Consider the following 23,000-nt stretch of genomic DNA (forward strand, 5'->3'; position numbering starts at 1 on the left):
ATGGCCCGTCCCGGACTCGCCACCCGTCTGTACCAGGGCGAGGCGAACCTCAACATCGTCGGCCGCCGCAAGATGTGGTTCACCATCGCGGCCACCATGGTGATCATCGCGATCGGGGCGGTCCTGATCCGCGGCTTCAACCTCGGCATCGAATTCGCCGGTGGCAGCGAGTTCGACATGCCGGGGCAGGTGGCGGGCAAGACGCTCACCCAGGAGGAGATCACCCGGGCGGTGACCGAGGCGGTCGAGTCGGTCAAGCCGGACGCCGAGGTCAAGACGGCGCAGCAGGTCGGCGACGGCGCCGAGGTGAGCTTCAAGATCCGGACCGCGGAGCTCAGCCCGGACGAGATGCAGCGGGCGAAGTCGGCGCTCGCGGCGGACCTGGGCGTGGAGGCCGGCCAGATCAGTGACCAGCAGGTCTCCTCGGCCTGGGGCGGCACGGTCATCAACAAGGCCATCCTCGGCCTGGTGATCTTCCTGGCCCTGGTCACGGCGTACCTGGTCGTCCGGTTCGAGTGGCGGATGGCCGCCGCGGCGTTCGCCTCGCTGCTGCTCGACCTGACGTTCACGATCGGTGTGTACTCGCTGGTCGGTTTCGAGCTCACGCCGTACACGGTGATCGGTTTCCTGACGATCCTCGGTTATTCGCTGTACGACGTGGTGGTCGTCTTCGACAAGGTGCAGGAGAACACCCGCGGCATCACCGCGGGCAGCACCCGCACCTACGGCGAGGCGACGAACCTCGCCATCAACCAGACCCTGATGCGTTCGCTGAACACCAGCCTGGTGGCGATGCTGCCGGTCGGTGGCGTCCTCTTCATCGGCGCCGGCATGCTCGGCGCGGGCACCCTGAAGGACCTCGGTCTGGTCCTCTTCGTCGGCATGGGCATCGGCGTCTACTCGTCGATCTTCTTCGCCGCGCCGTTCCTGAGCTGGCTCAAGGACCGCGAGCCGAAGATCAAGGCGCACAACGCCCGGGTGCTGGCCCGCCGGGCGCAGCGCTCGGAGGACGTGTCCCGGGGCGAGCGGAGCGGTCGTGGCGCCAACCTGACCGCCTCGGACGAGGTCCCGGCGTTCGCCGGCAGCACCGCCCCGCGGCCGGGCGCCCGCCCGGTGCAGAAGCGCAACGTCAACCGGCCCGGGGGCAAGCGTCCCTGACCGCTGACGGTCCGGCGGCCCGCCACCCCACCGGGGTGGCGGGCCGCCGTCATCTAGGCTGTCCGCCGTGAGTAGCGAGAACCCGCCGGTGACCGGCGACAGCGGCCCGGAGCTGGCGGCACTGGTCGCCGGTGGCACCGTCGACGTGCTGGACTTCCCGAAACCGGGCATCGTGTTCAAGGACCTGATGCCGTTCTTCGGGGACGGCCCGGCGTTCCGGAGGGTCGTCGACGGCATCGTCGCGCACTACGGGCCGGAGTCGTTCGACGTGGTGGCCGGGGTCGAGGCGCGCGGGTTCGTGCTGGCGGCCGCGATCGCGTACGCGACCGGCCGTGGCGTGGTCCCGGTGCGCAAGGCCGGCAAGCTGCCGCGGCCCGCCTTCTCCGCCTCGTACGCGCTGGAGTACGGCGAGGCCACCCTGGAGGTGCACGAGGGCGCGTTCACGGCCGGACAGCGGGTTCTGGTGGTCGACGACGTGCTGGCCACCGGGGGCACCGCCGCCGCGACGATCGACCTGGTCGAGCAGGCCGGCGGGGTGGTGGCCGGGTTCACCGTGCTGATGGAGCTGGGCTTCCTGGACGGCAGGGAGCGGCTGGCCGGGCACGAGGTTCACGCGCTCTTGACCGTTTGATCCGTCTTCGATGTCATCTGCCCGGCCGGGCCTGCTCATTCGTAGGTTCGGCCGGGGCAATCAGCTGGGCGGTGCGGGTAGGATGGGCGTTCCAGGCAGGCAAGAAGATCCCGGCGAACTGGTGAGGAGGCCGGTGTCCAGCGACGTCGCCCCTCCGGCGGAGGGCACGGTGCAACCGACCCAGGACCCGGGCGATGTGACGCCCGGCGATCTCGAAAGCACGCAGCCTCTTGTCCCGGCCGATGAGTCGGGCAACGGCTTCGGCGGTCTCGCCAGCGCGCCGACCGGGCGCCGGGTGCGGGCCCGGCTCGCCCGCTTCAACGCCCCGTGGCAGAGCACGCAGGTCAGCGAGGTTCTCGAGCCGCTGATCGCGACTCACCGCGCCAGCCATCCGAAAGCCGACGCCCGCGCCCTGCAGAAGGCGTTCGACGTCGCCGCCCGCTGGCACTCCGGGCAGTACCGCAAGTCCGGCGACCCGTACATCACCCATCCGCTCGCCGTGGCGACCATCCTGGCCAACCTGGGCATGGACACCACGACGCTGGTGGCCGCGCTGCTGCACGACACCATCGAGGACACCGACTACTCGCTGGAGAACATGCGCAACGACTTCGGCGCCGAGGTGGCGCTGCTGGTCGACGGCGTGACGAAACTGGACCGGGTCAAGCTCGGCGACGCGGCCAAGGCGGAGACGATCCGCAAGATGGTCGTGGCGATGGCGAAGGACCCGCGGGTCCTCGTGATCAAGCTGGCCGACCGGCTGCACAACATGCGCACCCTGACCTTCCTGCCCCGCGCCAAGCAGGAGCAGAAGGCCAAGGAGACCCTCGAGATCCTGGCCCCGCTGGCCCACCGCCTCGGTATGAACACGATCAAGTGGGAGCTGGAGGATCTCGCCTTCGGCACCCTCTTCCCCAAGCGGTTCGAGGAGATCAACCGCCTGATCGGGGAGCACCAGCCGCAGCGTGAGGCGCTGCTGCGCCAGGTGACCAACCGGGTCAGCCTCGATCTCAAGTCGGCGAAGATCAAGGCCGAGACCACCGGCCGCCCCAAGCACCTCTATTCGATCTATCAGAAGATGATCGTCCGGGGCCGCGACTTCAACGACATCTACGACCTGGTCGGCGTCCGCATCCTGGTCGACACGGTCCGCGACTGCTATGCCGCGCTGGGCGTCATCCACGCGAACTGGCAGCCGGTGCCGGGCCGGTTCAAGGACTACATCGCGATGCCGAAATTCAACATGTACCAGTCGTTGCACACGACGGTCATCGGCCCGACCGGCAAGCCGGTCGAGATGCAGATCCGCACGTTCGCGATGCACCGCACCGCCGAGTTCGGCATCGCCGCGCACTGGAAGTACAAGGAGCAGAAGGGCGCGACGATCGTCGGCCCGCCGGCGCACATCGACGAGATGACCTGGCTGCGGCAGCTGCTGGACTGGCAGCGGGAGGCGAGCGACCCGTCCGAGTTCCTGGACGCGCTGCGGTTCGACCTCTCCAGCCAGGAGGTCTACGTCTTCACGCCGAAGGGCGACGTGATCCCGCTGCCGACCGGCTCGACCCCGGTCGACTTCGCCTACGCGGTGCACACCGAGGTCGGGCACAAGTGCATCGGCGCCCGGGTCAACGGCAAGCTGGTGCCCCTGGAGTCCCCGCTGTCGAACGGCGACGTGATCGAGATCTTCACGTCCAAGTCCGCGACGGCCGGCCCGACGCAGGACTGGCTCGGCTTCGTCAAGAGCCCCCGCGCCCGGACGAAGATCCGCCAGTACTTCAACAAGGAGCGCCGCGAGGAGGCGATCGAGGACGGCAAGGAGGCGATCGTCAAGGCGATGCGCAAGCAGGGCCTGCCCCTGCAGCGCATGCTCACCGGCGAGAACCTGATGACGATCGCCCGCGATCTGCATCTGCCGGACGTCGCCTCGCTCTACGCCGCGGTCGGGGAGAACACCGTCTCCGCCCAGTCGGTCGTGCAGAAACTGGTCGCCGGATTCGGTGGCGAGGAGGGCGCGGTCGAGGACATCGCCGAGACCGCCGTCGCCACCCGCCCCCCGCGCAACCGCAGTTCCACGCAGGACCCCGGCGTGGTGGTGAAGGGCGTCTCGGACGTCTGGGTGAAACTGGCCCGCTGCTGCACCCCGGTGCCGGGCGACACGGTGTTCGGATTCGTCACCCGCTCCGGCGGCGTGAGCGTGCACCGGGAGGACTGCGCCAACGCCGAGGACCTGCGTGAGCAGTCCGAGCGGATGGTCGAGGTCAGCTGGAAGCCGACGTCGGCGTCCACGTTCCTGGTGGCCATCCAGGTGGAGGCGCTGGACCGGCACAAGCTGCTGGCCGACGTGACCCGGGTGCTGTCGGAGGAGCGGGTCAACATCCTGTCCGCGACGGTCACCACCACCCGTGACCGGGTGGCGGTCAGCCGGTTCACGTTCGAGATGGCCGACCCGAAGCACCTCGGTCACCTGGTCGCGGCGGTGCGCAAGGTCGACGGCGTGTTCGACGCGTACCGGGTCACCTCGGGCGCCTGACCGAGCGTACGAAAAAGGCCCCGGGATCTCCCGGGGCCTTTCGCATGGCGTTCGTTACGCCGGGGTCATCGTCAGGGTCTTGATGTTGACCTCGGTCTTCGGGTGGCCGTCACCCTGGGCGTTCGAGTTGTCCGTGCCGTCCTTGCCGACCTTCTCCACGATGTCGAGACCCGCGGTGATCTTGCCGAGGACGGTGTAGTTCGGGGGCAGGCTCTCCGCCGAGATGTCCTCCCAGACGATGAAGAACTGGCTGCCCGTGGTGGCTTCCATCTGGGTCCGCGCCATCGCGAGGGTGCCCTTCGGGTAGCTCGGGTTCTGGTTGGCCGGGAGGTTCTCCTCGGCGTACATGAAGTTGGGGCCGCCCTGGCCGTCGGTGTCGCGGTAGCCGTTGCCGGTCGCGAACGGGTCACCGCACTGCAGCACCTTGATGCCCTCGGTGGTGAGGCGGTGGCACTTGGTGTTGTCCCAGAACTTCTTGGAGGCGAGGTAGTCGAAGGCGGCGACGGTGCACGGCGACTTCGCCTTGTCGACAGCGGCGGTGATCTTGCCGAGGTTGGTGTCCAGCGTCCAGGTCTCCGCGCCGGAGTTCGGCACGGTGGTGGGCGGGGTGCCGCCGGTGTCCTTGACCTTGCCGCCGGTGGACTCGTCCGACTTGATCCAGTTGCAGGTGGCGCCGGCGGCGACCGGCTCCTTCTTCGGGTTCAGCCAGCGGACGATGAAGACCGCGGCGCCCGCGATGACGACCACAGCGAGCGCCGAGCCGATGATCGCCTGACGTTGCCGGCGTTTGCGGGCGGCCGCCGAGCGCTCGGCCATCTCCTTCTCGAGACGGGCCCGCGCCGCCGCGCGCTGCCGGTCCTTGGTCGACGACACGGTCTCCTCCATGATGCTTCTGCCTTTACGACTGGACGCTGGACGACGGGGCGGCGCTGGAGGCGGCCGGAGGGGCCGTGCTCGTGGCAGCCGTGCCGACGGTCAGGGTCTTGATGGTGATCTTGTCTTTGGGCTTGACCTTGTCGCCTGCCGAGTTCGCGACGGTCGGGATCTTGGCGATCGCGGCGACCGTGTCCAGGCCGCCGGTGACCTTGCCGAGGATCGAGTAGACCGGCTGAGCGGGGGCGAAGTCCTTGTGGAAGATCAGGAACTGGCTGCCGTTGACGCCCGGCGGGTTGCCGACCACGGCGACCGTGCCCTTCGGGTAGACCACGGCGCCGGCGGTGGCCGCCGTGCCGGGTGACGCCGAGGGCGCCGGAGCAGCCGGGATGTTCTCGTCGTAGTAGCTGTAGGTCGGGCCGCCCTGGCCGGTGCCGCTCGGGTCACCGCAGCGCAGCGCGCCCTCGGTGGTGAGCTCGTGGCACTCGGTGTTGTCGAAGAAGCCCTTGCCCGCCAGGTACGAGAAGCTGGTGGCGGCGCACGGGGAACTGGTGACGTCGACGCTCACCACGATCGGCGCACCCTTGTCGGTGGTGATCGTCATGGTGTCGGTGCCGTCCAGCGGGATGTCCTTGGTGGGCGGTGTGCCGGCCTCCTTGAGGTCGGTGTTGCTGGTCGTGCTCAGCGGCGACCACAGGCAGTCGTCGGCGGCGGTGGCCTCCGGGGCCTTCTCGTCGAAGGCGCCGCCGATCCAGGCGCCGCCGAGGGCGACGAGCAGGACGGCCACGGTGGTCGCGACACCCGCCGAGATCCGGCGGCGACGGCGCTCACGCTCGGCGCGGCGGACCTGCTGCCGGTCGTATTTGGCCCGCGCGAGCTTGCGCTGCCGGTCCTTGCTGGAAGCCACCGAACGCCTGTCCTTCCCTGTGCCCGTTTGATAAGGCCTTGTCTGTCAAGGGGTGCGGCACGCCACACGCCCGCAAGAGTGTACGGGTACCTCCTGAGAAAGTGGCGTGCGGCCGCCCGGCTAGGCTCGTTACGATTTGCGCCCGCTTGGAGGAAGGTTGCCACCGTGCTCGTCACCGGCTTTCCGGCCGACGCCTTCGGCACCAATTGCTACGTGGTCGCCACCGGCGTGGGCGAGCAGTGCCTGATCGTCGACCCCGGCATCGGCGTGCTGGACCGGCTCGAGGCGACGCTCGCCGAGCACCGGCTGCACCCGGCCGCGGTGCTGCTCACGCACGGGCACCTCGATCACACCTTCTCGGTGGCGCCGGTCTGCGGCGCCCGCGGGATCACCGCCTACGTGCATCCGGCCGACCGGGAGATGCTGGCCGACCCGTCGAAGGGCCTGAGCGCCGACCTGACGTCGATGTTCGGCGGCCGTCTGCAGTACACCGAGCCGGACGACGTCGCCGAGCTGGCCGACGGCGGGGTGCTGAGCATCGCGGGCCTGGAGATCACCGTCGACCACGCTCCCGGCCATACCGGCGGGTCGGTGCTCTTCCGGCTGCCCGGCGCGGGCTCGTCCTGGGAGGCGGAGCAGATCTGCCTCTCCGGTGACGTGCTCTTCGCCGGATCGATCGGCCGCACCGACCTGCCGGGCGGCAGCACGCGCACGATGATGTCCAGCCTGCGCGACAAGATCCTGCCGCTGGCCGACGACACCGTCGTGCTGCCCGGCCACGGACCCGAGACCACCATCGGCCGTGAGCGCGCGTCGAACCCGTACCTGCGGGAGCTGACCGCGGCGCCCGGCCGCTTCCTGTAGCGCTTCCTGTAGGAGAAGACACAAAGTGCCCATTTCCGGCTTCCCCGAGTGGCTGCCCCCGCAGCGCATCATCGAGCAGCAGATCCTCGACAAGATCCGGTCCACCTTCGAGCTGTACGGGTACGCCCCGCTCGAGACCCGTGCCGTCGAACCGCTCGACACCCTGCTGTCCAAGGGCGAGACCTCCAAGGAGGTCTACCTGCTGCACCGCCTGCAGGAGGACGAGAACACCAAGCGCGAGGACCAGCTCGGCCTGCACTTCGACCTGACCGTCCCCTTCGCACGGTTCGTCGGCGAGAACAACGGCAAGCTGCAGTTCCCGTTCAAGCGCTACCAGATCCAGAAGGTGTGGCGCGGCGAGCGCCCGCAGGAGGGCCGGTACCGCGAGTTCCTGCAGGCCGACATCGACGTGGTCAACCGGGACACCCTGCCGTTCCACTTCGACACCGAGATGCCCCTCGTCATCGGGGACGTGTTCCGGTCGCTGCCGATCCCGCCGGCCACCATCCTGGTCAACAACCGCAAGATCTGCGAGGGCTTCTACCGCGGCCTCGGCCTGACCGACACGCCACAGGTTCTGCGTACGGTCGACAAGCTCGACAAGATCGGCCCGGACAAGGTGGCCGCCGCCCTGGTGGAGACGGCGGGCGCCACCGACGCGCAGGCCGCGCAGTGCCTGAGGCTCGCGGAGATCTCCACGACCGACGCGTCCTTCGTGGACCGGGTGCGCGGGCTCGGCGTCACCGACCCGATGCTCGACGAGGGCCTGGACGAGCTGTCCCAGGTGATCGAGGTGGCCAACCAGCACGCGCCGGGCCTGGTCCGGGCCGAACTCAAGATCGCCCGCGGGCTGGACTACTACACCGGCACCGTCTACGAGACCCTGCTCCAGGGGTACGAGCGCTTCGGCTCGATCACGTCCGGCGGCCGCTACGACAACCTGGCCTCGGTGGGCAACACGCGGTTCCCCGGGGTCGGCATCTCGATCGGGGTGTCCCGGCTGCTCGGGCTGCTGTTCGGGCAGGGCGCGCTGACGGTCTCCCGGTCGGTGCCCACCTGTGTGGTGGTGGCGGTGCCGAGCGAGGGCCGGCGCCTGGAGTGCGACCGGATCGCGTCGGCGCTGCGCAAGCGCGGGATCCCGACCGAGGTGTCGCCGACGGCGGCGAAGTTCGGCAAGCAGATCCAGTTCGCCGACCGGCGCGGCATCCCGTACGTCTGGTTCCCGGGGGAGACCGACACGGTCAAGGACATCCGTTCCGGCGAGCAGGTCGAGGCGGACGCGCGGACCTGGCAGCCGCCGGCCGCCGACCTGACCCCGATCGTCTCCGCCGGCTGACAGCGTGTGGAGTTCGGCCGCGTAGCGCGCCCGAACTCCACACGCTGCTCCGGCTCACGGTGTGTTGAGTTCGGGCGTCATGCGCGGCCGAACTCAACACGCTGATGTGGCCTGGGCGTGTCCGACCGTACGATAAGCCGGATGTTTCGGTTTTGTTCCGTTTAACCTCAGCAGTGTGGAGGGGAGCGGGCGGCTTCTGATCATGGGGGGCGCGGCCGGGGACGCGCTGCTCGGCCGGTTCGTCGAGCTGGCCGGAGCGGCGGCGGCCCGGATCGTGGTCATCGCGACGGCCAGTGAGTCGCCGGAGACGGCCGAGAAGACGTACGCCGAGAGGTTTCACGCCCTGGGCGCCGGCCGGGTCCGCGCCCTGCGTCTCACCTGCCGCACCGCCGCGAACGCCCCGGAGACCGCCGCCGTCCTCCGCGACGCCACCGGCGTCTTCTTCACCGGCGGCGACCAGGAGCGGATCACCGGTGTCCTGGGCGGCACCGCCACCGACAGCCTGCTGCACGAACTGGTGGACTCCGGCGGGGTGGTGCTCGCCGGGACCAGCGCGGGCGCGGCGATGATGTCCGGCACCATGATCACCGGCGGTGACCGGCCCGGCGTGGCGGCGGACAGCGTCCGCACCGGCCCCGGCCTGGAGTTCCTGCCGTGTGTGCTGATCGACCAGCACTTCGCCGAGCGGGGCCGGCTGAACCGGCTGCTCAGCGCCGTCGCCCGCTACCCGCACGAACTGGGCGTGGGCATCGACGAGGACACCGCCATCCTGACCGGGAACGACGGTTTCGAGGTCCTCGGCAGCGGGGCGGTGACGGTGGTCGACGCCGGCGCCGCCACCGACATCAGGGTTCCGCCGGCCGGGCCGATCGCGCTCGCCGGAGCCCGGATCCACGTGCTGCCGGCCGGCTGCACCTTCCACCTCGCGGGCCGCCGACCCGTCACCGGCCCGCCCGAACCCGAACGGGAACGTGCCGCTTGACGCCATCCCCATGGATGAATCCCTGGGGGTTTCCCGCTCAGATCGCATCCGACCCACCGCCTTCGAAGAGAGGCCAGCCGCATGCCTGACATCGTCAGCACTGGCACGGTCACGCTCCGCCGTGCCGAGGTTGCCCTCGCGTCGCGGATCCCTCACCAAGGGGATGGCGCGGATCAAGGCCCAGCCCTGGTGACGCCCATCCGCCCTGACGGCGAATCGGCTACCCCCGCCCTGCTCCGCAGGGAACCCGATTCCTCCTCACGGCTGACGCCGGGGGCTCCCACGGAGGTTTTCCGATGAAGATCGAGAGTCTGCGCCGCCTTCGCGGCCCCAACGTCTATCTCTCCCGGCCCGCGGTGGTGGCCCGGCTGCGCCTGGCGGACCTGACCGGGGTGGAGACCACCGACGTCACCGGCTTCACCGAGCGCCTGCTGCGCGCGGTGCCGGGCCTGGCCGAGCACCACTGCGCGGCGGGCGCCCCCGGCGGGTTCGTCAGCCGACTGCGGGGCGGCACCTACTTCGGCCACGTCACCGAGCACGTCTGCATCGAGCTGTCCCAGCTCATCGGCCGCGACGTCAGCTTCGGCCGGACCGTCGCCGCGGGCGAGGCCGGCGTCTACGACGTGATCATGGAGTGCCCGGTCGACGAGTCACCGGAGTCCTCGATCCCGGGCGAGCTGCTGACCGCCGCGATCGACCTGGTCCGGGAGGTGCACGGCGGGTCCGGGCCGTCCGCTGCGGCGCTGGCCGGCCGGCTCGCCGGGCTGGCCGCCCTCGCCGAGCGGGAGGCGACCGGCCCCAGCACCCGGTCGATCATCGCGGCCGCCCGGCGCCGTGGCATCCCGGTGGAACGTTTCGACGACCTCAGCCTGGTCCGGCTCGGCTGGGGTCACCGCCGGCGGCTGCTGTGGGCCGCGATGACCGACCGGACCAGCGCGGTCGGCGTGGACATCGCCGGGGACAAGCACGTCACCCGGCGGCTGCTCGACGAGGCGGGCATCCCGGTCGCCCCGGGTGGCGCGGCGGGCACCGCCGAGGAGGCCGTCCGGCTGCTCGGCGAGCTGGGCGGGCCGGTGGTGGTCAAGCCGCGGCACGGGCGGCACGGCCGTGACGTGGCGCTGCACCTGACCACGCCGGACGAGGTCGCGCGGGCGTTCACCGAGGTCGGCGGGGAGGTGGTGGTCGAGCGGCAGCTGGACGGCCGTGACTACCGGGCGCTGGTGGTGGCCGGTGAGGTGGTGGCGGTGGCCGAGCGGGTCGCCGCGCACGTGACCGGGGACGGCCGGGCCACCGTCGCCGACCTGGTCGCCCGGGTCAACGAGGACCCGCGCCGGGGGACCGGCCACTCGCGGGTGCTGACCCGCATCGAACTCGACGAGACGGCCCTGCGGGTGCTGCGCCGCCAGGGCCGCCGGCCCACCTCGGTCCCGGCCGACGGCGAGGTGGTCCGGCTGCGCGACACCGCGAACCTCTCCACCGGCGGCACCAGCCGGGACGTCACCGACCAGGCGCATCCGGACGTGACCCGGCTCTGCCGCCGGGTCGCCGCGCTGATCGGCCTGGACATCGCCGGCATCGACCTGCGGCTGCCGGACGTGTCCGCCCCGGTGCCGCCCGGCGGCGGCCCGGCCACCGCCGGGGTGATCGAGGTCAACGCGGTGCCGGGACTGCGGATGCACCTGGCCCCGGCGCACGGCAGGTCCCGGGACGTGGGCGACGCGATCGTCCGGGCGATGTTCCCGAGCGGCTCGGACGGGCGGATCCCGGCCGTCGCGATCACCGGCACCAACGGCAAGACCACCGTCACCCGGCTGATCGCGCACCTGCTCAGCGGCAGCGGCATGCGGGTCGGCGCGACCAGCACCGACGGCGTCACCATCGAGGGCCGGACGATCCAGGTCGCCGACGCCACCGGGCCGCGGTCGGCGCAGATGGTGCTCGGGGATCCGCAGGTCGAGGTGGCGGTGCTGGAGACGGCCCGGGGCGGGCTGCTGCGGCGCGGCCTCGGCTACGACTGGACCGACGTCGGCGTCGTCACCAACATCACCGCGGACCACCTCGGGCAGGACGGGCTCGGCTCGATCGAGGACCTGGCGCACGTCAAGGCGGTGGTGGCGGAGCGGGTCCGGGACGGCGGGACGCTGGTGCTCAACGCCGATGACCCGTGGGTGCGCAGCCTGGCCGACCGGCCCCGGGTGCGGGCCGACCGCAAGCGGCTGGTCTGGTTCTCGCTGGACAGCGAGAATCCGGTGCTGACCGAGCACCTGGCCCGCGGTGGCGCGGCGTACGTGCTGGAGGACGGCTGGCTGGTGCAGGCGACCGGGGCGCGGCGGACGCCGCTGGTGCGGCTGGCCGAGGTGCCGGGGGCGTACGGCGGGGCCGCCCTGCACATGGCCGGCAACGCGCTGGCCGCGATCGCCGCCGCCCGGGCCCTGGGCGCCCGGCCGGAGGGCCTGGCCGACCGCCTCGGCGAGTTCGACCCGAGCGTGGAGAACCCGGGCCGGGGCACCCTGTTCCGGCTCGGTGACGTCTCGCTCTTCGTGGACTACGGGCACAATCCGGCGGCCCTGGCGGCCACGCTGCGTACCCTGCACCGGCTGTGGGGCCCGGAGCGCTGCGTGGCCGCCGTCACGCTGCCCGGCGACCGGCGGGACGACCTGCTGGCCGCCTCGGCGCAGGTGCTCGCGGACGGCCTGACCCGGGTGGTGCTCTACGAGGACGCCGATCCGCGTGGCCGGGCCCCGGGGGAGGTCTCCACCCTGGTCGAGCGGGAGATGCGGGCCCGCCGCCCGCAGCTGACCGCGAGGCGGGCGGTGGGTTTCCGCAGCGCGGTGGCCGAGGCGCTGGGGCTGGCCGCGCCCGGCGAGGTGGTCCTGGTGATCTACGAATCGTGGGCGCCGATGCGGGCCTATCTGGCCGAGCTCGGGGCGGCGCCGGCCGGCGGGGCGCCGGTGCCCGCCGGGTTCGTGCCGATGCGGTCGGTGGCGCCCGGGGCGACCCTGCAGGTGGCCCGCCGGCTCACCCGGACCACCGGCGCGAAGCTGACCACGGTGACAGATCATGGACACCTTTGATCTCTCTCCGTAGCGTCCTCATGACCACAAGTCACCTGGGTCATTGTGGGCTTCCTCCAGAGGTTGAAGGCGCAAGTTCCGACGAAGCGGGCATTCAGGGGGAGAGGTGGCGTCCGGAAGCGCGTGATTTACCCGTGCGAGTGACAGCAGCGCCCCAACTGACGGTAATGAGCCGCAGGTAGATCGCGGTGTGACGGGTCGAACTACGGACTGATAGGGACTAACATCCTCGCCGTCTATGGGGGATGCTCGGAGTCCGACGGTGGGGTCCGACTCGCCCGGCGGCGGGCGGCATGGCGGTGCGGCCCGGCGTTTTTCTCGAAGCGCGCATGTGGGGGCACATGAGCACGGCGGACCTGCCCGGGTCAGGGTTGCTCGCCGGTCGTTACCGACTGGTCGAGCGGCTCGGCGCCGGCGGGATGTCAGTGGTGTGGCGAGGATTCGACGAGGTCCTCGGGCGGCAGGTGGCGATCAAGGTCCTCCCGCCGTCGACCAGCGCCGACCCCTCGTTCCGGCGCCGCCTGCGGGCCGAGGCGCAGGCCGCGGCGCGGCTCACCCACCCCAACATCACCAACGTGTACGACTACGGCGAGGCCACCACGGTCGACGGCGAGCCCGTGCCCTACGTCGTGATGGAGCTCGTCGACGGCGAGTCGCTGGCGGCCGTCCTGGCCCGGGTGCGGACCCTGCCCTGGCCGACCGCGGTGCGGATCGGCGCCGAGGTGGCGGCCGCGCTGGCGTCGGCGCACGCCCGCGGCATCGTGCACCGTGACGTCACCCCGGCCAACGTGATGCTCACCCCGTCCGGCGCCAAGGTCGTCGACTTCGGCATCTCGGCCCTGATCGGGGAGAACGACACCGACCCGGACGGCAGCCTGATGGGCACCCCGGCGTACCTCGCCCCGGAGCGCCTGGAGGGCGGCCAGGTCAGCCCGGCCACCGACGTGTACGCGGTCGGCCTCCTGATCTACCGGATGATGATCGGCCAGCTGCCGTGGGACGTGGGCACCACCACCGCCCTGCTGCGCGCCCATCAGTACCAGGAACCCGAGCCGCTGCCGCCGGTGGACGGCCTGCCCGCCACGGTCGGCGTGCTGATCGGCCGGTGCCTGGAGAAACGGCCGTCGGACCGGCCGTCCAGCGCCGAGACGGCGAGCGTGCTGGCCGGGGTGTCGGCCGGCGCGCCGCTGGTCACCTCCGGTTTCGACGCGGACTGGGAGGACGGCGAGGACACCTTCATCCTCCCCTCCGGATACCCGTACTCGGGATTCGGCCCGGCGGCCGCCGCCACCGTCGGCCGGGACGGCCCGACCGACCCGGACGCCGTCCACCCGTTCGCCGCCTCCGCGGTCACCGAACCGGGCCGCCCGCCCGCCCCGCCGTTGCGGCCGGGCGCCGGGTCGCCCCCGCCCGGCCCGCCCGCCGGCCGCCCGCCGAACAAGGCCCGGGTGCGGATGCGCAGGGTCGCGGTGGTGGCCGGCACGGTCGCCGCGCTCAGCGGCCTGACCTACGGCTGGACGCTGATCGGCAGATCGGAGACGCCGTCGAAGGCGGCCGGCGCGGCCGGGCAGCCCAGCGTGGTCCCGGCCTCCGGCGAGTGCGTGATCAGTTACGCGGTCTGGTCGGACACCGGCGGCGACTTCAAGGCGCAGGTGACCCTGGCGAACCGGGACGACGTCCCGGTCGACCGGTGGAGCCTGTGGTTCCTGATGCCCGGCGACCAGATCCTGTCCGGCAACGGGAAGGTCGCGCTGGAGCAGGACGACCGGTCGGTCCGGGTCTCCTCGACCGCCGGCATCGCGCCGCAGCGCACCACCACCCTGCAGATCACCGGGCGGTACACCGAGAGCAACACGCCGCCGATGTTCTTCAAGCTCAACGACAAGACCTGCGAGACGTACGTGTCCGGCGAGCCCGGTGAGCCGTCCCGCCCGGTCGAGGTGCTCGAGGACGGCAACGTCCGCTTCGGTGACCCGGCGACCTCGCCGGGCGTCTCGATCGGCCCGGGCGGCACCGTGCACATCACGCCGACCCCGACGCCCCGCCGCAGCACGTCCCGGCCGGTGATCCGGCCGAACCCGGGGACCAGCACGTCGAAGACGACGACCCCGCCGGCCGGTGGGGGTGGCGGCCCGTCGAACTCGGTCGACCCGGTCCCGCCGTCGCACGAGCAGTCGACCCCGGTGGAGGGTGGCGGTGGCACCGACCCGACCGGCAACCCGCCGGTGTCGCAGATGCCGGTGCTCTGCGACGAGGAGGCCGGCGAGTGCCCCGCGGGCGGCGACTGAGGGTTTCCCGCGTGAGCGGTGGATAAACGACAGACAGAGTGTCCGGCAGCCGAAATTCGGAGGCCGGACGCCCTTTACCGGGGCTACGGTGAACTCAGACCGACAGGCGCTTCCGTCCGATCCGGAGGTCCGGATTGCGGCACTTTGGCACGGCGTGGCTGCCGGCCCGGTCGGCACCCGTGTGGATGATGGGCGTGAGCCCGGGTAATCCGATGGGTGTCAGCCGAGTTCAAGCAGGTCGTCGACATCGGGGAGTTCGACAGAAATGATCAGCACAGTTAAGGACCTGGCCGCCGAGGCGCTCTTCGTCTCGTACCTGCAGCCGTCCCAGAGCCCCAACCGTGCGGCTCTGGAGCAGGCGATCACCACGATGATCCTGCGGTACGGCAGCGACGGCTGCGCCGCCGGCGTGGCGGTGGAGTTCGGCGATCACCCGGACTGCGCGGTGCAGCGGATGGCATGGGTGCAGGAGGAACTGGCCGAGGTGCTGGCCCTGCGGGCGCCGGTGCGGACGCCGGTTCTGCACTGACCCCCTCTTTCGGCGAACCCGGTCGTGGTCACGGCCGGGTTCGTGGTTTAAACGGCGTGGGTCCGTTCTGGTCCTCCCCGGCCTGAGGTTTTTCATGAAAAAACTCCACAAATACAACCGAGTTCGGCCGCCGCTGCACCTTTAGGCGGCCACTGTTCTTCTCGTCAGCCGGTATTCACCTGCCGGTTAGTACCAGCGAGGAGGACCACGTGACCACCACGACCGAACTCCCCGCCACCATCGGCGTCATCCACGACGCGCCCTCCGCGCGTGACATCGAGGACCTGATCCGCGAGAACATGCCGATGGTTGGCCATCTGGTCCGGGAATTGCTCAATCGGGTGCCCGGCCATGTCCACTCCGACGATCTCTCGTCAGCCGGCTTCGCGGCCCTGCTCGGCGCCGCCCGCTCCTTCGACGTGACCCGGGGCATCCCGTTCCACCGGTTCGCGGCCGTCCGGATCCGGGGCGCTCTGCTGGACGAGCTGCGAGGCCAGGACTGGGCCAGCCGATCGGTGCGGGCCCGGGCCCGGCGCGCCGCCACCGCCCGCCAGGAACTGACGGCGGCGCTCGGGCGCACCCCCAGCGACGCCGAGGTGGCCGAGATGCTCGGTGTCGGCGTCAACGAGCTGGCCAGTGTCGAGGACGACGTCCAGAAGGCCTCCCTGCTCAGTCTGCAGGGTTTCCCCACCGGGGCGGCCGAGGAGATGGTGCCGGAGACGTCCGACGGGCCGGAGGACCTGCTGCTCAAGCGGGAACGCCTGGGCTACCTGCACCAGGCGATCCAGGCGCTGCCGGAACGCCTGCGCCAGGTGGTGCAGGAGTCGTTCCTGCAGGAGCAGCCGCTCAGTGAGGTGGCGGCCCGGCTCGGCGTCACCGAGTCACGCATCTCCCAGCTGCGCACCGAGGCGCTGCGCCTGCTCCGGGAGGGCCTGAACTCGTCGCTCGCGCCGGAGCTGCTCACCGTCGCGGCCGGGGGGCCGCGTACCCGGAAAGGGTGTCTGCAGCGGCGGCGCAGCGAGTACTTCGCGAAGGTCGCGCAGCAGGGCAGTCTGCACACGCGGCTGGCGCTGACCGACAGTCACGGCGTGCCGATCGCGGTCGCCGCCTGAGAACCCGGCGATGCGCCGTGCCGCTCTCAGCGCGCGGCGCGGCGCATCGCCACGGCGACCAGCTCGGTCCGCGACCCGGCCGCGAAGTGCGCCCGCAGCTCGACGATCTCGCGTTGCACGGTGCGCTTGCTGGCGGACACCCGGGCGGCGATCTGATGATCGGTGGCGCCCTCGCAGAGGAGCCGCAGAACATCCCGCTGCCGTTCGGTCAGAACGTCGTTGTCCGGCAAGGACTCTCCCTGGAACGCGTACCTGATCCATCGACTTCCGGCGATACTATACGGCGCGGATGGCGACATCTCGCCAACATGTGACGCAGCCGTTGATCGATCCCTGCCACTCCGGCTAGCTTGAGCCCCGCATCCATGGTCACGCATCCGGGTCGGGGGAGGCACTATGCGTAAGGTGATGATCGGTCTCGGCGCCGTGACGCTGGCGCTGACCGGTTCGCTCGTGGTGGCCGCGCCGGCGAGCGCGCTGCCGGTCCGGGCCCTCGGTGACTACACCGGCACCAACGCGCGGATCCGCCACTCGCAGTACCTCAGCGACCCGGTGATCAACGGGATCGGCCAGCCGGGCCACCGGACCGAGCACTACTGCCGCGCGTACGGCAGCTCGGTCAGCGGCAACACCTACTGGCAGTACCACACCAACCGCCGCACCCGGGTGACCGGCTACACCTCCGAGACCCTGCTCAACACCCGTACCGCCTGGGCCTGCTGACGGTGCTCCGCCCACGCCGGGCGGCCGTGCTGGCCGCCCTGTTCCTCGCCGCCGGCTGCGACAGCGGCGCCGCTCCGCAGACCGGAACGCCGCTGACCCCGCCCAGCATCGCCCCCGCCTCGGCACTGCCCCGGGTCTCCGCCGGGGCGGCCCGCTCCCTGCCGCTGATGGCCTACCGGTACTCCGACGAGGAGTTCGCCGTCCTCGCCCGCGCCGAAGGCCTGCTCGTCCAGCAGTGCATGCGCCGGCTCGGCTTCACCGGCCACCAGCCACCGCCCGCCCCGGCCACCGGCGGCGACTGGAGCACCGGCCTCCCGCTCGGCCTCGTCGACGCCGACCACGCCGCCCGGTACGGCTACCACACCCCCGAGTCCGCCGGTCAGCCCGCCGGCCCGGAACAGGCCAACACCCCCGAGGACCGGATGGAACTCGCCGTGCTCCTCGGCAAGAGCGAGTTCGGCGACATCTCCGGCAAGGGGGTGCCGGAGGGCGGCTGCCAGGGCGAGGCGATCCGGAAACTGAACGAGGGCGGGCCCGACGCCGACGTCGAACTGGACGGCAGGCTCGGCCAGCAGGCGAGCGACGCCACCGAGGCGGACCCGCGGGTGACCGGGGCGATGGCCGCGTGGAGCGCCTGCATGGCGGCCGCCGGTCACCACTACCGCACCCCGATGGAGGCCTCCGGCCAGGAGTGGGCGCCCGCCCCCAGCGCGGCCGAGCGGGCCGTCGCCACCGCGGACGTGCGCTGCAAGGAACAGACCCGGCTGGCCGAGATCTGGTTCACCGTGCAGAGCGGCTACGAGAACCAGCTCATCGCCCGGAACCGGGAGGCCCTCGACGCCGGCCGCGCTCAGATCGACAACGAGATCAAGCGGGCCGCCGACCTGCTGGCGTCCGGCGGCTGACATGCCGCCACGTGCCGTCCTCCCGGCGCTGGCGGTGGCCGCGGCCACGCTGACCGCCTGCGCCGCCGCGGAGCCACCGGCGCCGTCCCTGCCGGACGACGTCCGGGCGGCGTACGACCGGTTCTGGGCCGCCTGGACCGAGGCCAGCGCGACGTCCGACCCGGATCTGCCGCTGCTGGCCGAGCACGTCGCCGAGCCGCTGCTGTCCACCCTGCGCGGCAACCTGGAAGCCACCCGGACCGCCGGGCGGGTGACCCGCGGCCAGGTCGGCCACCGCATCGAGGGGTGGGAGACGGACGCCGGCGCCCGCCGCGTGGTGGACTGCGTCGACCTCGGCCGGTGGCTGCTGCACCACCGCTCCACCGGGGAACTGCAGGCCGGGCAGCTGACCGGCGACCGCTCCCAGTTGACCGAGATCGTGCTCCGCCCGTACGACGGCCGGTGGAAGGCGACCAACATGTACATCCTGGCGGACCGGTGCTGAACCCGGCGGCCGCCCGTCGCCGGCTGCTCACCGCCGTCGTCGTGTCGGTGCTGGTCACGGCCGGCGCGCTGGCCGTCTCCACGCAGCTGCGGTCGCCGGCCCAGGTCGCGGCCGAGGCGGCGCCGCCACCGCCGTCGGTGCTCACCGAGCCGGTCCGGCGGCGGGTGCTGACCGCCACCGTGGTGCTGCGCGGCCGGGTCAGCGCCGAGCAGTCCGTCGACGTGGTGGCCCGCGGCAGCGGCGACGGGGTGCCGGTGGTCACCGCGGTGCGGTCCGGGTACGGCGCCACCGTCCAGCCCGCCCAGGTGCTGCTGGAGATCTCCGGGCGCCCGGTGTTCGCGCTGCCCGGCGCCATCCCGGCCTACCGTGACCTGCGGCCCGGCGCGACCGGGCGGGACGTCGCCCAGTTGCAGCGGGCCCTGGACACCCTCGGGTTCGGCAGCGGCGGGGATCGGGACGGTACCTACGGCGCCGGGACCGAGGACGCGGTCCGTGAGTTCTACCGGTCGAAGGGGTACGAGCCCCTGCCCGCCGGCGCCGACGACGAGGACCTGCTCCGGCAGGCGGAGACCGCGCGGACCGCCGCCGAACGGGCCCTGCGCGACGCCCGCATCGCCCACCGGACCGCGCCCGCCGCGGTGAAGGCGTCGGCCGCGCTGGCCGTCCGGGACCGTGAGGAGGACTACGCGGCCGCCGAGGAGGACCGGGACCGGGTCGCCGCGCGGACCGGGCCGATGGTGCCGGCCGGCGAGACGGTGTTCCTCAGCGGGTTCCCGGCCCGGGTCGGCGAGGTGACCGCCACGGTCGGCGCGGAGGCCAAGGACACCCTGCTCACCGTCGCGGCGGGACGGCTGGTGGTGACGGGGCGGCTCACGGCGTACCAGAAGGATCTGATCAGGCCCGGGATGCCGGTGGAGATCCTCGCCGAGACCACCGGAACCACCGCCGGCGCCGCGGTCAAGGCCGTGGCCGAGACACCGGCGCAGCCGGGGCCGGGCGCCGAAGCCGCGCCACCCGGCTACGAGATGGTGGTCGCGCCGAACGAGGCGCTCGACGCCGAGCTGGCCGGCGCGGACGTCCGGCTCACCGTCACGGCCGCGTCCAGCGGGAACGAGGTGCTGGTGGTGCCGCTCGCCGCGGTGTCGTCCGGCGCCGACGGCAAGACCTCGGTGACCGTGGTCGACGGCGCCGCCCGTACCCGGATCGAAGTGACCCCGGGCCTCGTCGGAGACGGATTCGTGCAGGTCACCCCGGTCGGCGGCGGACACCTCGAGCCGGGCCGGACCGTGCTGGTGGGCTCGTGACCGGACCGGTGATCCGGTTCGCCGGGGTCGGCCGGACCTACCCGGGACCGCCGCCGGTGCCCGCGCTGCGCCCCTGCGACCTGGTGATCGAGCGGGGCGAGATGGTCACCGTGGCCGGGCCGTCCGGCTCCGGCAAGTCGACCTTCCTGAACGTGGCCGGGCTCCTGGACCGGCCCACCGAAGGACGCTACGAACTCGACGGCGTCGACACCGGCCCGCTGCCCGACCGGGACCGGACCGCGCTGCGCGGCCGCCGGATCGGGTTCGTCTTCCAGGCGTTCCACCTGCTCGGCAACCGCAGCGCCGAGGAGAACGTGGCCCTCGCCCTGCTGTACCACGGGGTGCCGGCGGCCGAGCGCCGCAGCCGGGCCCGGGACGCGCTGGACCGGGTCGGGCTCGACCATTGGCGGACCGCGTGGCCGCGCACCATGTCCGGTGGCGAACGCCAGCGGGTCGCCATCGCCCGCGCCCTCGTCACCCGGCCCAGCCTGCTGCTCTGCGACGAACCGACGGGCGCGCTCGACACCGCCACCGCGGAGACCGTGCTGGAGACGCTGTCCGGCCTGCACGCCGGCGGCCTGACCATCGTGGTGATCACCCATGATCCGGTCGTGGCGGCGCGCGGCTCCCGGACGATCCGGATCGTCGACGGTGTGGTGTCGTGATCGAGATGACCCGGCTCGGGGTCCGGGATCTGGTCGCCGAGGCGCTCGCCGGGATCCTGCAGCGGCCCGGCCGGTCCCTGCTCACCTGCCTCGGCACGGTGCTCGGCGTCGGCGCGTTCGTGGCCGTGCTCGGGCTCACCGCGACCGCGTCCGGCCAGATCGGCAGCCGGTTCGACGCCCTCGCCGCGACCGAGGTCACCGTCGAGGACTCCGGCAAGCAGGACCCGAACCTGGCCGTCACCCCGTTCCCGGACGACGCCGAGGCGCGGCTCGCCCGGGTGCGCGGGGTGACCGGCGGTGGCGTCTGGTGGGCCGTGCCGGGCGCCGGAGTGCGGGCCGCCCCGGTCGGCGCGGCCGCCGCCGGACAGCCGATCCCGGTGCTGGCCGTCACCCCCGGGCTGTTCACCGCGGTCACCCCGCGGATGACGACCGGCCGGACCTTCGACGCGTACCACGAGAAAGCCGGCGCCCGGGTCGCCGTGCTCGGCGCCGGCATCGCCCGGCAACTCGGCATCGGCTCCCTCGCCACCCACCCCGCGATCTTCATCGGCGACGTGCCCTACAGCGTGATCGGCATCGTCGACGCCGTCGAACGGATGCCCGCGCTCCTGCTGTCGGTCACCATCCCGGCCGGTTCGGCGCCCGCGCCACCCGGCGAGGAACGCCCTCGCATGCTCATCAGCACCGAACCCGGCGCGGCCCGGCAGGTCGCCGCCGAGGTCCCGCTCGCCCTGCGTCCCGACGCGCCGGACGTGTTCACCGCCGTCGCCCCGCCCGACCCGCGTACCCTCCGCGACCAGGTCGACGGCGACCTCGGCGCCCTCCTGCTGATACTGGCCGGGGTGTGCCTGGTGATCGGCGCGGTCGGCATCGCCAACACCACCCTGGTCGCCGTTCTGGAACGGGTCGGCGAGATCGGCCTGCGCCGCTCGGTCGGCGCCCGCGGCGTGCACATCGCCGCCCAGTTCCTCACCGAGTCGGCGGCGCTCGGCGTCCTCGGCGGCCTGTTCGGCTGCAGCCTCGGCGCCGTCACGATCGTCACCACGGCGGCGATCCAGGGCTGGACCCCGATCGCGGATCCGGTGACGATCGTGCTGGCGCCCCTGATCGGGCTGGTCACCGGCGTGCTGGCGGGCGCCTACCCGGCCTGGCGCGCCGCCCGGATCGAGCCGGTCGAAGCACTGCGCCGCTGACCGGCCAGCGTCACGCCGAGCGCGGCGATCCACAGGCCCCAGGCGGTGCTGCCGACCAGCCCGGCCGGCGCCCACACCGGGAAGCCGGGGACCGCCGTCGCCAGCACGTCACCCTGATTCAGCAGGTAGAGCGCCGAGGCGGCGAGCCCCGCCACGCCGATCCACCGGGGCAGCGACCGGGTCCGCAACGCCACCACGCTCACCGTCACCGACCAGACGATCGCCAGGACCTGCCCGAGATGCTCGCCGAGGAGCGCGCCGCCGAACTGGTGCTGGGCGGTCCAGGCGGCCTCCACCGCCTGCCGGGCCGCCGGATCGCCGGCGGTCCAGGCCGTGGCCAGCGGCGGCACCACGAACACCCAGCGCAGGAAGCCGATCAGGCTGAGCAGGGCGGAGGCCGCGCCGATCACGCCGGCGGCCCGCAGCACCGGGTCGGTCCCGCGGCTCAGCGCCGCCGGGAGCAGCAGCATGGGCACGCCCACGAGCGCGTAGGCCCACCCGACGGCGAACCACGTGCCGACCAGCGCCGCCCCGCCGTCCCGGAACGCGGCGAGCACCACCGGCGCCGGCTCGCGCAGGATGTCCGGCCAGCCGAAAGTCGCCGCGAGCAGGCTCGACGCGGCGGTGAAGGCCGCGACCGCCACGAGGAAGAGCCAGCCTGTCGTTCTCCGCAACACCATCGGACACCATCCCTGTACGCCGTGCAGAGTTAATGACACCCCGAATGCTGTACGGTGTGCGGAGATAAGTCAAGGGAGCCGGCATGAGCGAACGAGGACGCCCCGGGCCGAAACGGGCTCTCAGCGAGGACGCCGTCCTGGACGCGGCCCGCGGCCTGATGGACACCGGCGGGCCGGCCGCCGTCTCGATCCGGCGGATCGCGGCGGCGCTGGGCGTCTCACCGAACGCGGTCTACACCTATTTCCCCGACAAGGCGGCCATCGAGCAGGCGCTCGTCGAACGGCTCCTCGGCGACCTCAACCGGGCCACCGCGGAGAGCCCGGACTGGCGGGCCGATCTGGAAGCGCTCGCCCTCGACCTGCGGCAGCGGCTCACCGCCCACCCGGGGGCCGTGCCGCTGCTGCTCGGCGGCGCGATGAACGGGCCGGAGGCGCTGCTGCTCGGGGAGCGCCTGCTGGCGGTCCTGGCCCGGGGCGGGCTGGAGCCCCCGGCGGCGGCGCGGGCGGCGTACCTCGTGATGGTCTATGTCCTCGGCGCGGTGGCGCTCGAGGTGGCGGACGTGCCGCACACCGGCGCGCTCGCCCCGGAGACGGACCGCATCGCCGTACGCCGGGCGGCGATGGCCCAGGTCCCGGCCGGGATGTTCCCCCGGACGGCGGCCGCGGTGGACGTGACCGCCGCCTGGGTCGGCACCGGCCAGTACCTGTGGGGGCTGCGGCGGATCCTGGACGGCCTGACCGGCACCGGCCCCGCCACCTGAC

Annotated in this window: 21 protein-coding genes; 17 read left to right on the top strand and 4 right to left on the bottom strand. The window is 72.4% G+C overall.

From position 1 onward, the window contains the following. From secF to ACZ3II_RS24770, 3 genes are all read left to right on the top strand, one after another. Positions 1-1,158 carry a protein translocase subunit SecF gene (secF, locus tag ACZ3II_RS24760; protein WP_465520092.1) on the top strand — a complete coding sequence of 386 codons (1,158 nt, stop codon included), beginning with the start codon at positions 1-3 and terminating at the stop codon, positions 1,156-1,158. A gap of 67 nt (positions 1,159-1,225) precedes the next feature. Then, positions 1,226-1,789 (top strand): adenine phosphoribosyltransferase, encoded by a 564-nt coding sequence (locus tag ACZ3II_RS24765; protein WP_465520093.1) that lies wholly within the window; start codon positions 1,226-1,228, stop codon positions 1,787-1,789. Positions 1,790-1,922: 133 nt separating this feature from the next. Continuing rightward, a complete protein-coding gene (locus ACZ3II_RS24770) occupies positions 1,923-4,319 on the top strand; it encodes a RelA/SpoT family protein (protein ID WP_465520094.1) in 2,397 nt (798 codons plus the stop codon). A gap of 54 nt (positions 4,320-4,373) precedes the next feature. Here the strand turns inward: ACZ3II_RS24770 and ACZ3II_RS24775 are convergent, their stop codons facing one another. Continuing rightward, positions 4,374-5,204 (bottom strand): peptidylprolyl isomerase, encoded by an 831-nt coding sequence (locus ACZ3II_RS24775; protein ID WP_465520095.1) that lies wholly within the window; start codon positions 5,202-5,204, stop codon positions 4,374-4,376. Positions 5,205-5,217: 13 nt separating this feature from the next. Next, entirely contained in the window at positions 5,218-6,099 is an 882-nt protein-coding gene (locus ACZ3II_RS24780) for a peptidylprolyl isomerase (RefSeq protein WP_465520096.1), read from the bottom strand. Positions 6,100-6,264: 165 nt separating this feature from the next. On the opposite strand from ACZ3II_RS24780, the gene ACZ3II_RS24785 reads away from it, so the two are divergent. From ACZ3II_RS24785 to ACZ3II_RS24815, 7 genes are all read left to right on the top strand, one after another. Next, positions 6,265-6,963, top strand: coding sequence for an MBL fold metallo-hydrolase (locus ACZ3II_RS24785; RefSeq protein WP_465520097.1), 699 nt, complete (start codon positions 6,265-6,267; stop codon positions 6,961-6,963). A gap of 25 nt (positions 6,964-6,988) precedes the next feature. Next, positions 6,989-8,299 (top strand): histidine--tRNA ligase, encoded by a 1,311-nt coding sequence (gene hisS, locus ACZ3II_RS24790; protein WP_465520098.1) that lies wholly within the window; start codon positions 6,989-6,991, stop codon positions 8,297-8,299. Between the two features lie 175 nt (positions 8,300-8,474). Next, entirely contained in the window at positions 8,475-9,281 is an 807-nt protein-coding gene (locus ACZ3II_RS24795) for a cyanophycinase (protein WP_465520099.1), read from the top strand. A 296-nt stretch (positions 9,282-9,577) separates the two neighbouring features. Beyond that, positions 9,578-12,355 (top strand): cyanophycin synthetase, encoded by a 2,778-nt coding sequence (gene cphA / locus ACZ3II_RS24800; protein WP_465520100.1) that lies wholly within the window; start codon positions 9,578-9,580, stop codon positions 12,353-12,355. A 341-nt stretch (positions 12,356-12,696) separates the two neighbouring features. Continuing rightward, on the top strand, positions 12,697-14,643 hold the full coding sequence (locus ACZ3II_RS24805; protein WP_465520101.1) for a serine/threonine-protein kinase: 1,947 nt from the start codon (positions 12,697-12,699) through the stop codon (positions 14,641-14,643). 265 nt (positions 14,644-14,908) lie between these two features. Beyond that, positions 14,909-15,172: a hypothetical protein gene (locus tag ACZ3II_RS24810; protein ID WP_465520102.1), complete on the top strand. Its 264-nt coding sequence runs from the start codon at positions 14,909-14,911 to the stop codon at positions 15,170-15,172. Between the two features lie 209 nt (positions 15,173-15,381). After that, positions 15,382-16,284, top strand: coding sequence for a sigma-70 family RNA polymerase sigma factor (locus ACZ3II_RS24815; protein WP_465520103.1), 903 nt, complete (start codon positions 15,382-15,384; stop codon positions 16,282-16,284). A gap of 26 nt (positions 16,285-16,310) precedes the next feature. Here the strand turns inward: ACZ3II_RS24815 and ACZ3II_RS24820 are convergent, their stop codons facing one another. Beyond that, on the bottom strand, positions 16,311-16,514 hold the full coding sequence (locus ACZ3II_RS24820; RefSeq protein WP_465520104.1) for a LuxR C-terminal-related transcriptional regulator: 204 nt from the start codon (positions 16,512-16,514) through the stop codon (positions 16,311-16,313). A 166-nt stretch (positions 16,515-16,680) separates the two neighbouring features. On the opposite strand from ACZ3II_RS24820, the gene ACZ3II_RS24825 reads away from it, so the two are divergent. Genes ACZ3II_RS24825 through ACZ3II_RS24850 form a run of 6 tightly spaced genes read left to right on the top strand, consistent with a single transcriptional unit; the run spans position 16,681 to position 21,558 of the window. Beyond that, positions 16,681-17,007, top strand: coding sequence for a hypothetical protein (locus ACZ3II_RS24825; protein ID WP_465520105.1), 327 nt, complete (start codon positions 16,681-16,683; stop codon positions 17,005-17,007). A 2-nt stretch (positions 17,008-17,009) separates the two neighbouring features. Further along, entirely contained in the window at positions 17,010-17,912 is a 903-nt protein-coding gene (locus ACZ3II_RS24830) for a hypothetical protein (RefSeq protein ID WP_465520106.1), read from the top strand. A gap of 1 nt (position 17,913) precedes the next feature. After that, positions 17,914-18,396, top strand: a complete 483-nt coding sequence (locus ACZ3II_RS24835; RefSeq protein WP_465520107.1) for a hypothetical protein — start codon at positions 17,914-17,916, stop codon at positions 18,394-18,396. Next, positions 18,390-19,700 (top strand): peptidoglycan-binding protein, encoded by a 1,311-nt coding sequence (locus tag ACZ3II_RS24840; RefSeq protein WP_465520108.1) that lies wholly within the window; start codon positions 18,390-18,392, stop codon positions 19,698-19,700. The genes ACZ3II_RS24835 and ACZ3II_RS24840 overlap by 7 nt, the downstream gene beginning before the upstream one ends. Continuing rightward, positions 19,697-20,365, top strand: coding sequence for an ABC transporter ATP-binding protein (locus ACZ3II_RS24845; protein ID WP_465520109.1), 669 nt, complete (start codon positions 19,697-19,699; stop codon positions 20,363-20,365). The genes ACZ3II_RS24840 and ACZ3II_RS24845 overlap by 4 nt, the downstream gene beginning before the upstream one ends. Before the next feature lie 5 nt (positions 20,366-20,370). Further along, positions 20,371-21,558 (top strand): ABC transporter permease, encoded by a 1,188-nt coding sequence (locus ACZ3II_RS24850; RefSeq protein WP_465520271.1) that lies wholly within the window; start codon positions 20,371-20,373, stop codon positions 21,556-21,558. On the opposite strand, the gene ACZ3II_RS24855 is transcribed toward ACZ3II_RS24850, so the two are convergent. Then, positions 21,504-22,238 carry a DUF4386 domain-containing protein gene (locus ACZ3II_RS24855; RefSeq protein WP_465520110.1) on the bottom strand — a complete coding sequence of 245 codons (735 nt, stop codon included), beginning with the start codon at positions 22,236-22,238 and terminating at the stop codon, positions 21,504-21,506. The two genes, ACZ3II_RS24850 and ACZ3II_RS24855, sit on opposite strands and share 55 nt — an antisense overlap. An 83-nt stretch (positions 22,239-22,321) precedes the next feature. On the opposite strand from ACZ3II_RS24855, the gene ACZ3II_RS24860 reads away from it, so the two are divergent. Further along, positions 22,322-22,999, top strand: coding sequence for a TetR/AcrR family transcriptional regulator (locus tag ACZ3II_RS24860; protein WP_465520111.1), 678 nt, complete (start codon positions 22,322-22,324; stop codon positions 22,997-22,999). Position 23,000: the final 1 nt, after the last annotated feature.

It is taken from the genome of Actinoplanes sp. NPDC019969 (genome assembly GCF_055562375.1).